Origin of the sequence: Rhodovibrio salinarum DSM 9154, assembly GCF_000515255.1 — a bacterium.
Lineage (GTDB): Bacteria > Pseudomonadota > Alphaproteobacteria > Kiloniellales > Rhodovibrionaceae > Rhodovibrio > Rhodovibrio salinarum.
Map to the genome: position 1 here is coordinate 2009020 of NZ_KI911559.1, position 13009 is coordinate 2022028.

A 13009-nucleotide genomic window follows, 5' to 3' on the forward strand; every position below is an offset into this window, starting at 1 on the left:
TGTGCGAGTCGATACTCGCCGACCATGCCGTATCCGCGTTCCGTGATCCTGCCACTTATCCTTGGGGCTTTGCTCGCCGGCGCGCAGCCGTCCGCGGTTGGGGGCGCGCCAGCCCGCGACGCAGAGGCCCAGGGGCGCCGCTCGATCGAGACCTTGGGTGAGCGCGTGCAGTTCGACTACCGCGTGCGCAGGGCGGACGGGGACATGCGCACGGTGTCCTTCGCGTTGCCGGCCGAGGCATACGCCGAAGCGCGCCAAGGCCTGACGCCGCTACAGTCCGACGCGGTGAAGGGGCGGCTGGACCGTCAGGTCCGTCGCTACGCGGAAGATAGCCGCCAGACGTGGCGCGCGGGCATACGCGCGCGCCTGGAGGCGCTCCAGGGCACGCTGCCGGACGGCATCGAGATGACCTATACCCTCGATGAACAGAGGCTGAGCTGGTCGCTCAAGGGCCAAGGCGTCACGCAGGCCCAGGTAGAGCGCACGGGCCGGCGCCTGAAACAGCAAATCCGCCGGGCGAGTGCCCGCCTCAAACAGCAGCAGCGCCGCGACCTGCGCGCCTATGCCGAGGGGGTGCGCGACGAGTTGTTGGCCAAGCTGAACTACGTTCGCGACCCCAACCTCGGGAACCTGATCCGCCCCGACTACGCGGCGCTGGCGCGCGGGCAGGCGGGGCTGCTGCAGCCAATGGCTCGCGCGATCGCACGCGCCGCCGGCAGCCGCGACCCACGTCGGCGGATCGACCTCGCGCTCGCGCTGATGCAGCAGATCCCCTACGACGAACTGCGTGTTCGCGGGGCGACCGACGGGACCGGCTTCGCGGTTCCGGCCGAGCTGCTGCACGTCAATCGCGGCGACTGCGACAGCAAGGCGACCGCGCTTGCCGCCCTGATGCGGACGCTGTCCCCCGAAATTGCGACCGCGATCGTGCTGCTGCCGGGCCATGCCGTCCTCGCGGCCGATCTGCCGGTCCGGCCGGGCGATCGCACGCTGGAGTTGGACGGGCGCACGTTCGTTCTGATGGAGCCCGCGGGGCCACTGCGCTTGCCGGTCGGCCGGATCGCGCAAGGCAGCCACGACCTGCTCCGCAAACAGGGCGTGGCTTCCCTGGTCTGGATCACCGGCGGTCCGCAGGACGCCTGATGGCTCTGGACGCCCAGGGCCACGGCCATAGCTTATTGGGGCGTAGATCGATCAAGCGTAGGGAGGGTGCGGTGAGGGGGAAGCATGACCGGCTGCCGCAGGCCCTCACACTCGGTATCATCGCGCTCGGGATCGCCGGGGCGGGGGCATTGCTGGTCGGCGTGCTGCTGGAAATCGGCTTCTTGTTCCTGGCCGGTGTTGGCGGCGTGGTCGGCGCCCTGGTCGGACACAACACGCTCGATGCCTACAGCCGGCGCAAGTCGTTCGACCCCGGCCAGCAGCGCGGTCCCTGGGACTGACCCCGATGGTGTCAGGACGAGGCGGCGGTGTGGGGATGGTGCGTGCCTGAGCCGTGCTCGGCGTCCAGCGCGCGCCGGCAGATCTCCTGCGTCAGGCGGTCGAACAGGACCAGGTGTGCGGGCTGCATCGCCCGCCAGTACAGCACGCCGGCGAGGCCGTCCGGCTCCCAATAGGCGGTTGCGGTCAGGCGGTTCGTCCGACGCGTTGCGTCGATATCGAAGGCCAGCACGCCGCGCCCCGGCGCCCGCATGCCGAAGATCAGCGCCAGATGCGTCGGCGCGACGACGTCCAGCACTTCCCAGCTGTCGATCCGGTCGCCCGGGCGAAGCTCCCGGTCATGCGGGCGCGCGTGGCGCAGCCCATTCCCGCCCAGCGCCGCGTCCATCAACTCGCGTACCGTCCAGAGCGCGTTCAGGGTGTAGTAGCGGTTCTCCCCGCCGATATCCGAGACGACGTCGAAAAGCGCCTGCTGCGATGCGCGCGTCTGCGCGGCACCGCCGGCGCTGTAGCGGAAGCGGCGATAGCTCCTGTATCGGCGATGATCCATGGGCCGCCGGGTCCTCGACATTGCGGTGCGCGGGTGACCTGTCGGCGGGAGCCTAACGCACGCAGCCGCCGCGTCCACCCGCCATGGATGACGGGCTGCACGGGCACCCCTATGTTGGAAGCTGACCGAAGTCGTGCGATCTCCCGGCAATCGCGATGCAGCGCGGCTTCAGCCCACGACGATCCAGGAGAACACCGATCCATGCCGCAGTTCGACGATGCCGCGCATTTCTGGGACGGCCGCTATGCCGAGGACAACTACCTGTTCGGGACCGAGCCGAACGCCTTCCTGGCGCGCGAGGGATGGCGGTTGCCGGGCCGCGGACACGCCCTCGCGGTGGCCGATGGTGAAGGCCGCAATGGCGTGTGGCTGGCCCAGCAGGGCCTGGACGTGATCAGTATCGACATCTCAGCACGCGGGGTGGAGAAAGCGAAAGCGCTGGCCGCGGCCCGCGGGGTCACGCTCGACCTGCGGCTGGCCGACATCACCACCTTCGACATGGGCGAGGGGGCGTTCGACGCTGTGGTGGCGATCTTCATCCAGTTTGCCCCGCCAGGTACGCGGGAGGAGCTGTTCGCCCGCATGGTCCGGGCGCTCAAGCCGGGCGGGCTCTTGTTCCTGCAGGGCTACCGGCCGGAGCAGGTCGACTACGGCACGGGCGGTCCGCCGCAGCGGGAGCATATGTACACGATGGATCTGCTGCACGCGCAGTTCGGTCAGTTGGAGTGGCTGCACAGCGACAGCTACGATGCCCGGATGCGTGAAGGCAGCGGCCACGATGGCTTGTCCGCGCTGATCGAGCTGGTGGCGCGCAAGCCGGCGTAACACGGCCGGAAATCGCCGCTGGGCAGCAACGAAACGGGGCCGGCTTCCGTTCGGAAACCGGCTCCGCCGCGTAAGATCAGCGCGGAAAAGCGCGCTTACTTCATCTTGGATTCCTTGAAGATCACGTGCTTGCGCGCCTTCGGATCGTACTTCTTCAGCTGAAGCTTTTCCGTGGTCGCGCGCGTGTTCTTCTTGGTCACATAGAAGTAGCCGGTATCGGCGGTGCTCACGAGCTTGATCTGCTGCGTGGTTGGCTTGGCCATGGTTTCGGTTCCTCGCGCTCGCGGGCGATGAAGGGGGTTGACTGGCGCCGCAAGATACTTGCGGCCAGCGACCTGTCAAGTCCAGGGGCGTCGGACCACGGCAACCTGCTCAGGTTAACGCGGTGAGGTACGGATTTCGCTGGTGCCGACGCGGAGCGGTTTGATTCAAACAGGTTTCCCCGGTTCGAAAGGAGACCTGCGGATGGATCAGGCGCCGCCCCGCGATAGTCTGCGCCTCTTGTTGCAGCACTTCAGCCGGGTCGAGGATCCCCGCGATCCGTGGCGGGTTCGCTTCCAGCTGTCGGAGCTGTTGTTCCTGGTGACCAGCGCCACCATCGCTGGATGCGATGACTACGACGAGATCGTGGCTTGGGGCGACAGCCACGTGGCGTTCCTGCGCCAACACGGAGAGTTCTACTTCGGCGTGCCCAAGGAGGACTGGCTGCGAACTGTGATGAACCGGATCGATCCCGCGCTGTTCGAGGCGGCGTTCATGGCCTGGGTGGCCGACTTGCGGCCAGATGGCCCCGAGGTCGTCGCGCTCGACGGCAAGACGTTGCGGCGCAGCCACGATACCAATGCCGCCCAGGCGGCGCTTCATCTGGTCTCCGCCTGGGCGTCCAACGAGCGCCTCGTCCTGGCGCAGGAAGCCGTGCCGGACAAAGCCAACGAGACCGCAGCGATCCGCGCCATTTTGGGGCGCCTGCCGGTCAACGGCGCTTTGGTCACTGTGGACGCGATCGGCGCCACGCCCGCGGTCGCCGCCGCGATCCAGGAGGCCGGAGCGGATTACGTCGTCGCGCTCAAGGCCAACCAGCCCAGCCTACACGCGGAGGCCGACCTCTTCTTCACCGACCCCGCCAGCGCCGGGCTGCCCAGTCTGGAGGTCGTCGACAAGGACCATGGCCGGCTGGAAACCCGGACCTACCGGGTCTGCCATGATATCGCGTGGCTCGGCGGCAACCGGCGCTATCCCGGCGAACCGCGGTTTCCCGGCCTGGCCTGCCTGATCCAGACGACCACTCGCAGCGAGAAGGCCGGCCACGTCAGCGAGCAGATCCGGTACTACCTCTCCTCTGCCAAACTCACCCCCGAGCGCGCCGCCCAGGCGATCCGCGGCCACTGGGGGATCGAGAGTCTGCACTGGGTGCTCGACGTGACCTTCAAGGAGGACCTCTCACGCCTGCGCCGCGGGCACGGCGCCAAGAACATGGCGCTGGTCAGGCGCTTCGCCTTCAACATCCTGCGACGCGGCAAAGACAAAAACTCCCTGAAAACCGCCCGGAAAATCGCCGGCTGGAACACCGACTACCTCCAGAAGATCCTCACCTCTGCCGCCCGTTAACCCGGACTCGTTGCCGTGGGCGTCGGACAGAGGGTATCTGTCTACGGTTACCGTGCAGCCTGGGCGATCGCCGGGGCGTCTGCGCTGGCGCTACGATAGAGCGTGCGATCGGTCAGCAGACGCCGGGCGACGGCCATGTCGGTGGGGGAGCCGGCCGGCCGGCTGGGGCAGTCGACCGTGGCGGCGGTATCATTGGGCAGGTCGCCGCGCCCGGAGAGTTGGGCGTCAGCACGGCTGCGCCGTTGCGTCAGGTCGCTCAACTCGGCCAACACGGCGTCTAGCGTGGGGTCCGGCGAACGGCTGGTGCACACGTCCGGGGTGACCCCGCGTCCGGAAAGCGCGTAGCCGGAGGGCGCGTGGAAGCGGGCCCAGGTCAGGGTCAGCTCGCCCCGGTTCGGTAGGCGCAGGACGGTCTGGACTGTCCCCTTGCCATAGGTCAGTGATCCGACGATGACCCCGCGGCGGTTGTCCTGAATCGCTGCCGCGACGATCTCCGCGGCGGAGGCGGAGCCGCTGTCGACCAGCACCACCAGCGGACGGTCGTCGCCAACGTCGTCCGGGCGGGCGGTGAAGTACTGATGGCTGTCCGGATGCCGCCCGTGGGTCGAGACCAGCCGGCCATGGCGCACGAACAGGTCCGCGACGTCGACGGCCTGATCGAGTAGCCCGCCTGGGTTGCCGCGCAGATCGAGCACGTAGCCGGCCAAGTGTTCGCCCATTTCCGCGTTCAACGCATTGATCGCCTGTTCCAGCGAATGCGTGGTGTCCTGGTTGAAGCCACTGATTTCGATCACCGCCAGGCGACCTTCGGCGTGTGCCTTCACCGTCTGGGGGACGATGTGGGCCCGGCGTAGACGCAGGGTACGCGTGCTGGAGCCCGTTTTGGGGTTCACAGTGAGCGTTAGCCGGCTGTCGACCTGACCGCGCAGGCGGTCGATCGCTTGGCGTTGGCTGAGCGCGGTGGTCGGGCTGCCGTCGATCGCCACGATGATGTCGCCGGCCGTGAGTCCCATGCTGGCCGCCGGGCTGCCGCTGCGCACCGACAGAACCTCGATGCCCTGCTTGCTGGCTTGGACGCGCGCGCCGATTCCGCCGAAGCCATCGCGGCTGGCGCGATTCTGCTGCGCGGCGTCGGCGCCGGCGTAGCGGGAATAGCCGTCCAGGCGATCCAGCACACCGTCGAATACCCGCGCGTACAGATCTTCTGCGCTGTGCCCGGACAGATCGCTCGACGACCGCAGGGCAAGGTCGATCACGCCGGCGGTCACGGCGCCCCAAGCATCGGTGTCGCGCGGGGCGGGCACGTGGTAGCTGCCGACCCGGTGGCCGTCGACCTGTACGACCAGTTCACCATCGCGCCGGGCGACGGCGAAGCCGTCGTCCAGGCTGCGCAAGGCACGCAGGCCATCGAGCACGAGCGGCGGCAGCGCTACATCCTCGATATAGATCTTGGAGATGTCGTTATAGCCGGCAGCGAACAGGCGACTGGCCTGATAGGCATTGTAGTCGCTGCCGATCGCGCGCTGGTCCATGCCAGCAGCGGCGACCAGGAACAGGGCGAGCGAGATTGCGCCCGCGCGCGCGGTGCGCCCCAAACCCTGTTGCAGGCGTTGGCTCAGCCGCGTTCGTAGGGGCGCGCAGGGCCCATCGGTTTGCATGGTCTCCGCGACATCCTGCGGTGGCAGATTTCGCCGATTGCCCAGTCTGAACGCCATGTCCAGCTCCGCCTCGTCAGAGGTGCCCCGTATGGTATCGGGGTCGACTCCGCAGTTCTACCTGCATTTTACCCGCTTTCGGGCAAATCCTGAACGAGTGTCCGGCAGCGGACGTCAAGAAGACGTTAAACTCGCTTGTTGTGTCGCTGTCTCGGGGGCGAAGGCGGCCACGCGCGGATGTTGGGGCCGGTCACGGTCCTTCGATACGCGCGCCTGACGGCGGTCTGCGGAGCAGGACGACCACCGGGGCCGCGCGCTACATCTTCGGCTTGGCATTGGCCTTGCGGGCCGGCTTGCCGGTCTTTTTCGGCTTGCCCGACTTGGCTGCAGGCCTGTCACCGGCAGTTTTCGGAGACGTCTTCTTCTGCGATGCCTTGTTTGAGGACGGGGGTCCACCGGCCTTCTTCGCCTTTTTCGTGGCCGCTTTCTTTTTCTTGTCGGCCTCGCGCGCGGTTTTGCCGGTGCGCGCGGCATGGCGGCGCTGGCCCTTGCCGGGACCACCAGGGGTGACCGGCTCGTCCTCCGGCTTGTCACCGGAGGCGGTGGCGATCACCTCGACCATCTCCAACACGATGCCGCCCGTGATCGGATCGGCCTCGGTCAGGCGCACACGCACCTTGTCGCCGAGCCGGTAAACCCGCCCCCAGCGCTCGCCGACCAGGCGGTGGCGGGATTCCTCGTGCTTGTAGAAGTCGTTGGGCAGGGTGTTGATCGGCACCAGTCCGTCGGCGCCGGTTTCGGTCAGGGTGACGAACAGGCCGAACCGGGTGACGCCGCCCACGCGGCCCTGGAACTGCGCGCCGACCTGCTCCTTCAGGAAGGCGGCGGTGAACCGGTCGATCGCGTCGTATTCCGCCCTCTGCGCCCGGCGCTCGGTTGCGGAGATGTGCTCGCCGATCTCCTCGAACTGGTCGGATTCGCCCGGGCGCAGGCCATCTTCGCCCAGCTGTAGCGCGTCGATCAGCGCGCGATGGACCAGCAGGTCGGCATAGCGGCGGATCGGCGAGGTGAAGTGAGCGTAGCGGTCGAGCGCGAGGCCGAAATGCCCTTCGTTGTCCGGCGAGTAGTAGGCCTGCGACTGGCAGCGTAGAACCATCTGGTTCAGCATCGGCGCCTCGGCCCGCCCCTTCACCTGTTCCAGCACGCGGCCGAACGCCTCCGGCCGGGCCGACTGGTCCTTGGCAAGGTTGATGCCGTAGCTCTTCAGCGTCTCGCGCAGGGCGTCCACCTTGTCCTCGTCCGGCGGGGTGTGGACGCGATACATGCAAGGCGCCTGCTTGCGCTCCAGCGTCTGGGCGGCGGCCACGTTGGCCGCGATCATGAATTCCTCGATCAGGCGGTGCGCGTCCAGCCGCTCGCGCGCCTCGATCCCGGTGACCTCGCCCTGGTCGTTCACCACCACCTGCTTCTCGGGCAGGTCGAGGTCGAGGGTGCCGCGCTGCTGGCGGTTGCGCAGCAAGGCATGGAAGGCGCCGTACAGCGGCTCGATCACCGGCTCCAGGAGCGGGGCGGTCAGCTCCGAGGTCTGGCCATCCTTGGCCGCCTGCACCTGTTCGTAGGTCAGGCGCGCGGACGAGCGCATGATGGCGCGCATGAAGCGGTGCTTGCCCTTGAAGTGGCCGTCCCGGTCGATCCGCATCTCGACCGCCAGGCAACCGCGGTCCTCGTGCGGGCGCAGGGAGCACCAGCCGTTCGACAGCGCCTCGGGCAGCATCGGCACGACGCGGTCGGGGAAGTAGACGGAGTTGCCGCGCTGGTAAGCGGTCTTGTCGAGCGCACTGCCGGAACGGACGTAGTGCGCCACGTCGGCGATCGCGACGATGATCCGGTAGCCGCCTGGATTATCCTCGGCCGTGTCTGCCTGGGCATAGACCGCGTCGTCGAAGTCCTTGGCGTCCGCGCCGTCGATCGTGATCAGCGGGACATCGCGCAGGTCGGTGCGGCCGGCCGGTGTGATGGCCTTGGCCTGATTGGCTTGGTCGATCGCCGCGTCAGGGAAGTCGGTCGGAATGTCGTGTTCGTGGATCGCGATCAGGCTGACCGCCCGGGGGCTGTCGACGTGACCCAGACGTTCCTCGACCAGCACTTCGGTGGCGCCGCCGCCGGCGCGTTTGTGGCTGGGCTTGATCCGGCAGAGCACGAATTCACCGACCTGGGCGTCGGCCAGATCGCCTTTGCGCAAGACGAAATCGCCCTTCGCCCGCTTGTCGGTGGGGCGCAGGAAACCACCCGCTTCGATGATGCCGAGCACCCGTTTCGGCGGCCCCCCGAGCACGCGGATCGTGCGTGCGTCATAGGTGCCGTCGGCTTCCCGCTTGAGGCGCGCAAGCACCCGCATGCCGGCCTCAAGTGTCGGATGGCCGCCGCGTTCGGGTTGGATATAGATGTGCGGCGGTTCCGCTTCGCGCTGCCAATTTGCTGGACGTCCCAGCAATTCGCCGTCGGGATCGCGCCCGGTCACCTCGATCACCGTGACTTCGGGCAGGGCGCCGACGGATTGCCAGGTGCGCTTTTCGCCGCGCTCGACCAGGCCTTCTTCTTCCAGGTCGCGCAGCATGTCCTTCAGCCAGGCGCGCTGTGCGCCTTTCAGGCCGAAGGCGCGGACCAGTTCGCGCTTCTCAACGGGGGTTTCGCTGGTCTCGATGTAGTGGACCAGTTGTTCGCGCGTGGGCAGCTCGCCGGACGGCTGTCCTTTGGCTTTATGGTGCGCCAATTCCGGGGGCGTATCCTTATCGTCTTTGCTGCGCTTCGGGGCAGGCGCGGCTCAGCTTTGGTTGCTGGAGCTGTCGGCGGCGTCGCTGCCGCTTGCTGCCGTCGTCCCCGTGGACGCAGAACTCTTGCTGCTACTTGTCTTCTTCGACGTCGTCTTGCGCGTCGTGTTCTTGCTGGCGCTGCTCTTGGTCGCCGACTTGGTGCTACCGGTCTTGCCTGCGGCCGTCTTGCCGGTCCCGGACTTGCCCGTCCCGGATTTGCTGGTGCCAGACTTGGCGGTGCCGGACTTGGCAGTGCTCGTCGACTTGCCGCCCTTGCCCTTTTTCGCGGCCTGCTCGTCCAACAGCGGGATCGCCTGCTCCAGCGTCGCGCTTTCCGGCTCTGTCCCTTTGGGAAGGGATGCATACAGCCGGCCGTGCTTGACGTAGGGGCCGAAGCGGCCCTGGCCTGCGGTGACCGCGCCGCCTTCGCGCGGGTGCTCGCCCAGCTGGATCTGGTTCGACTGCCGCTTCTTCTTCGGCGATTCGTCGATCAGCGTGACCGCCCGATTCTGCCCGATCTCCAGCACATCGTCGTCTGGGCCGAGCGAAACGTAGGTGCTGCCGTGCTTGACGTAGGGCCCGTAGCGGCCAATGCCGGCCAGGATGGGCTCGCCGTCCGAGGGGTGCTTGCACACTTCCCGCGGCAGCTCCAGGAGCTTGAGCGCGCGGTGCAGCGTCAGCTCGGCCGGGTCGTAATCCTTGGGCAGGGAGACGCGCTTGGGCTTCTTGCCCTTCTGCGCCTCGCCGAGTTGGATGTAAGGCCCGTAGGGACCTTTTTTAAGGGTGATGGATTCGCCCGTGTCAGGCTCGGCGCCGAGTTCCTTCGGGCCCGTGTCGCCCTCCGGCGGCGCTTCACCCGGGGCCGGGGCGATCAGCGGGCGGGTGTACTTGCACTCCGGATAGTTGCCGCAGCCGATGAAACCGCCTGTGCGGCCGATCTTGAGTCCCAGCCGGCCGCCGCAGTTCGGGCACGTACGCGGCTCGTGGGTCTCGTCGTTCGGATCGGCGGGGAAGAAGTGCGGGCCCAGTTCCTCGTCCAGGGCGTCGATCACGTCGGCCATCTTCAGGCCCTTGGTGCGGTCGACCTCGGTCTTGAACTGCTCCCAGAAGTCGCGCAGCACCTGTTTCCAATCGGCCTTGCCGCCGGAGATGTCGTCGAGCTGCTGCTCCAATTTGGCCGTGAAGTCGTATTCGACATAGCGGTCGAAGAAGGACGACAGGAACGCGGTCACCAGCCGGCCGCGGTCCTCCGGCACGAAGCGGCGCTTGTCCAGCTTGACGTACTGCCGATCCTGCAGGACCTGCAGGATCGAGGCGTAGGTCGACGGCCGGCCGATGCCGAGCTCTTCCAGCCGGCGCACCAGGCTCGCTTCGGAGTAGCGCGGCGGCGGCTGCGTGAAGTGCTGCTCCTCGACGATCTTGTCGCGTTGCGTCGGCTCGCCTTCCTTGAGCGGCGGTAGGCGCTTGTCGTCCTCGGTGCCCGACCTGTCCGAACTCTCGCTCTCTTCGTCCCGGCTTTCCCGGTACAGGCGGTAGAAGCCGTCGAAAGTCACGGTCGAGCCGTTGGCGCGGAGCTGCGCCAAGTCGTAGTCGACCCGGATGGTCGCCTGCACCTGATCCAGGCGCGCGCTTTCCATCTGGCTGGCGACCGTACGCTTCCAGACCAGCTCGTAGAGCTTGTAAGCCTCGTCGTTGAGAACGCTGCGCACGTCTTCCGGGGTGCGGAACAGGTCGGTCGGGCGGATCGCCTCGTGCGCCTCCTGGGCGTTCTTCGCCTTGGTGGCATACTGCCGCGGCTTGTCGGGCAGGTAGTCGCTGCCGAAACGCCGGTTCACCAGATCGCGGGTCTGGGTCAGCGCCTCCTGCGAGATCTGGACGCCGTCGGTCCGCATGTAGGTGATCAGGCCGACGGCCTCGCCGTTCATCTCCACACCCTCGTACAGGCGTTGGGCGACCTGCATGGTGCGGCTGGCGCCGAAGCCGAGCTTGCGGGAAGCTTCCTGCTGCAGGGTGGAGGTGGTGAAGGGCGGTTGCGGATTGCGCTTGCTCTGCTTGCGCTCGACGCCGGCGACCTTGAAGTCGTTGGCGTTCTCCAGCTTCGCCTTGGCGGCCTCGGCGCTTTGCGCGTTGGGCAGGCCGAACTTGTCGAGCCGCTGGCCGTCCAAATGGGTCAGGCGGGCGGTGAACTGACCGCCCTGCTGGGCCGTCAGGTGGGCGTCGATCGTCCAGTATTCCTGCGGCCGGAAGGCCTCGATCTCGGCCTCGCGCTCGCAGATCAGGCGCAGCGCGACCGACTGTACGCGGCCGGCCGACTTGGAGCCCGGCAACTTCCGCCAGAGCACGGGAGACAGCGTGAAGCCAACCAGGTAGTCGAGCGCGCGGCGGGCGAGGTAGGCCTCGATCAGCTCGCGGTTCAGGTCGCGCGGCTGCTCGAAGGCTTCCTGAATGGCCGACTTGGTGATCGCGTTGAACGCTACCCGGCGGATCGCGAGGTTCTCGCCAAGCACACGCCGGCGGCGCAACTCCTCCAGGATGTGCCAGGAGATGGCTTCGCCTTCGCGGTCGGGGTCAGTCGCGAGATAGAGCGCGTCGGCGCCCTTGACCGCGCTGGCGATCTCCTTGATCCGCTTCTCGGCCTGGGAATCCACCTCCCAGTCCATCTCGAAGTCGGAGTCCGGACGCACCGAGCCGTCCTTGGACGGCAGGTCACGCACGTGCCCGTACGACGCCAGCACGTGGAAGTCGCGGCCTAGGTATTTGTTGATCGTCCGGGCCTTGGCCGGAGATTCGACGATGACGACGTTCATGCTTTAACCAGGCTGATCGGCCAGCCCGGTGACGCGGCCGGGGCCGGCCTTAGGACGCGTCCGCGATGTCGTCCTGGCGCCGGGCGACACGGTTGCCCGGATGCCGCTCGCAGCGTCCGGCGAGCTCCATTTCCAGGAGGACCAGCGTCACGATCGCTGGCGATAACTGGCATTGCCGGATCACTTCGTCAACCGCGACTGGGGTTGGATCGAGCAACTCCGCGATTTCCGACCGTGCGCGCGCCAGCTCAGACTCGGTGACCTCGCTTCCGGCCATCTCCCCCTCCGTGCGCATATCGGTCTCCCATCCCAGGGCGCCGAACAGATAGCCGCGGGCAGGCGACTCGTGCGGGTCGCTGCGTAGCAGCGGGCGCAGACCGTCCAGTACGTCGCGCGTGGATTCGACCAGCACCGCACCGTCGCGCAGCAGCCGGTTGCAGCCCTTGGCGCGCGGATCGAGCGGGCTCCCGGGGACCGCGAAGACTTCCCGCCCCTGCTCGCCGGCCAGACGCGCGGTGATCAGGGAGCCGCTCTTGAGCGCCGCCTCGACCACCACGACGCCGAGCGACAGGCCGGAGATCAGGCGGTTGCGGCGGGGGAAGTGGCGGGCTTGCGGTTCGGTGCCGACCGGCATCTCGGAGATCAGCACCCCCCGAGTGGCCAGTTCGTCGTAAAGCTGCGCGTGGTCCGGCGGATAGACGACGTCGACCCCGCCGGCCATGGCCGCACAGGTGCCGCCCGCCAGCGTACCGTCACCGAGCGCGCCCGTGTGTGCCGCGCCGTCGATTCCCCGGGCGAGGCCGGAGACCACCAGCAGCCCCTCGCTGGCCAGTTCGTGCGCCAGCGTTCGCGCCATCCGGCGACCGTTGGCGCTGGCGTTGCGCGCGCCGACGAGGGCGATCGCCGGCTGGTCCAGCAGAGCGGGGTGGCCACGGACGAACAACAACGGCGGGGCATCGTCCAGCGCGGCGAGCAGCGCGGGGTAGCCCGCGTGCCCGCACGCAAGCGCATGGCCGCCCAACTTCTCCAGCCGGTTCAGCTCCTTCTCCGCGACGGTGCGGGGACAGATTTTGATCGGTTTCTTGCGTCCGCCCCGCGTGGCCAGCTCGGGCAGGGCGTCGAGGGCGGTTGCGGGCGTTCCGAAGCGTCGAAGCAGGGCATGGAAGGTCACCGGCCCGACGTTCTCGCTGCGGATCAAGCGCAGCCAGTCGATCGTTTCCTGCCGTGACAAGGCCCGCCCGTCGCCACCGTCCATACACGCAATTGTAGGTTGGGTGGTTATTGCGTCAACTGATAAGTGCTGGCTTCGTC

The 13009-nt window shown here is 67.7% G+C and carries 10 protein-coding genes; 4 read left to right on the plus strand and 6 right to left on the minus strand.

Translation table 11 applies throughout. The features are described 5' to 3' along the window. The first annotated feature begins 24 nt into the window (after nucleotides 1-24). Both RHOSA_RS24185 and RHOSA_RS0109335 read left to right on the plus strand, forming a co-directional pair. Entirely contained in the window at nucleotides 25-1143 is a 1119-nt protein-coding gene (locus RHOSA_RS24185; RefSeq protein ID WP_051431992.1) for a hypothetical protein, read from the plus strand. Between the two features lie 71 nt (nucleotides 1144-1214). After that, a complete protein-coding gene (locus RHOSA_RS0109335) occupies nucleotides 1215-1442 on the plus strand; it encodes a hypothetical protein (protein ID WP_027288456.1) in 228 nt (75 codons plus the stop codon). Nucleotides 1443-1453: 11 nt separating this feature from the next. Here RHOSA_RS0109335 and RHOSA_RS0109340 read toward each other — a convergent pair whose 3' ends face one another. Next, nucleotides 1454-1990, minus strand: a complete 537-nt coding sequence (locus RHOSA_RS0109340; protein WP_027288457.1) for a DUF2867 domain-containing protein — start codon at nucleotides 1988-1990, stop codon at nucleotides 1454-1456. Between the two features lie 201 nt (nucleotides 1991-2191). On the opposite strand from RHOSA_RS0109340, the gene RHOSA_RS0109345 reads away from it, so the two are divergent. Beyond that, on the plus strand, nucleotides 2192-2815 hold the full coding sequence (locus tag RHOSA_RS0109345; RefSeq protein ID WP_027288458.1) for an SAM-dependent methyltransferase: 624 nt from the start codon (nucleotides 2192-2194) through the stop codon (nucleotides 2813-2815). Nucleotides 2816-2910: 95 nt separating this feature from the next. Here the strand turns inward: RHOSA_RS0109345 and rpmG are convergent, their stop codons facing one another. Next, a complete protein-coding gene (rpmG, locus tag RHOSA_RS0109350) occupies nucleotides 2911-3078 on the minus strand; it encodes a 50S ribosomal protein L33 (protein ID WP_027288459.1) in 168 nt (55 codons plus the stop codon). 202 nt (nucleotides 3079-3280) lie between these two features. Here rpmG and RHOSA_RS0109355 point away from each other — a divergent pair, with 202 nt between their 5' ends. Beyond that, complete coding sequence (locus RHOSA_RS0109355; RefSeq protein ID WP_027288460.1) at nucleotides 3281-4423, plus strand: ISAs1 family transposase; 1143 nt, start codon at nucleotides 3281-3283, stop codon at nucleotides 4421-4423. Between the two features lie 47 nt (nucleotides 4424-4470). On the opposite strand, the gene RHOSA_RS21580 is transcribed toward RHOSA_RS0109355, so the two are convergent. The 4 genes from RHOSA_RS21580 to dprA form a co-directional block, all read right to left on the minus strand. After that, entirely contained in the window at nucleotides 4471-6138 is a 1668-nt protein-coding gene (locus RHOSA_RS21580; RefSeq protein ID WP_051431993.1) for a S41 family peptidase, read from the minus strand. A gap of 256 nt (nucleotides 6139-6394) precedes the next feature. Beyond that, a complete protein-coding gene (gene rnr, locus RHOSA_RS21585; RefSeq protein ID WP_215905000.1) occupies nucleotides 6395-8851 on the minus strand; it encodes a ribonuclease R in 2457 nt (818 codons plus the stop codon). 51 nt (nucleotides 8852-8902) lie between these two features. Then, complete coding sequence (topA, locus tag RHOSA_RS21590; RefSeq protein ID WP_051431994.1) at nucleotides 8903-11698, minus strand: type I DNA topoisomerase; 2796 nt, start codon at nucleotides 11696-11698, stop codon at nucleotides 8903-8905. Nucleotides 11699-11747: 49 nt separating this feature from the next. Beyond that, complete coding sequence (gene dprA, locus RHOSA_RS0109375; protein WP_322786838.1) at nucleotides 11748-12929, minus strand: DNA-processing protein DprA; 1182 nt, start codon at nucleotides 12927-12929, stop codon at nucleotides 11748-11750. Nucleotides 12930-13009: the final 80 nt, after the last annotated feature.

What these genes read in the sequence shown, in the direction of transcription:
- topA (WP_051431994.1), bottom strand. Translation starts at nt 11,698, where the DNA reads ATGAACGTCGTCATCGTCGAATCTCCGGCCAAGGCCCGGACGATCAAC.
- RHOSA_RS0109355 (WP_027288460.1), top strand. Translation starts at nt 3,281, where the DNA reads ATGGATCAGGCGCCGCCCCGCGATAGTCTGCGCCTCTTGTTGCAGCAC.
- rpmG (WP_027288459.1), bottom strand. Translation starts at nt 3,078, where the DNA reads ATGGCCAAGCCAACCACGCAGCAGATCAAGCTCGTGAGCACCGCCGAT.
- RHOSA_RS21580 (WP_051431993.1), bottom strand. Translation starts at nt 6,138, where the DNA reads ATGGCGTTCAGACTGGGCAATCGGCGAAATCTGCCACCGCAGGATGTC.
- RHOSA_RS0109345 (WP_027288458.1), top strand. Translation starts at nt 2,192, where the DNA reads ATGCCGCAGTTCGACGATGCCGCGCATTTCTGGGACGGCCGCTATGCC.
- RHOSA_RS24185 (WP_051431992.1), top strand. Translation starts at nt 25, where the DNA reads ATGCCGTATCCGCGTTCCGTGATCCTGCCACTTATCCTTGGGGCTTTG.
- RHOSA_RS0109340 (WP_027288457.1), bottom strand. Translation starts at nt 1,990, where the DNA reads ATGGATCATCGCCGATACAGGAGCTATCGCCGCTTCCGCTACAGCGCC.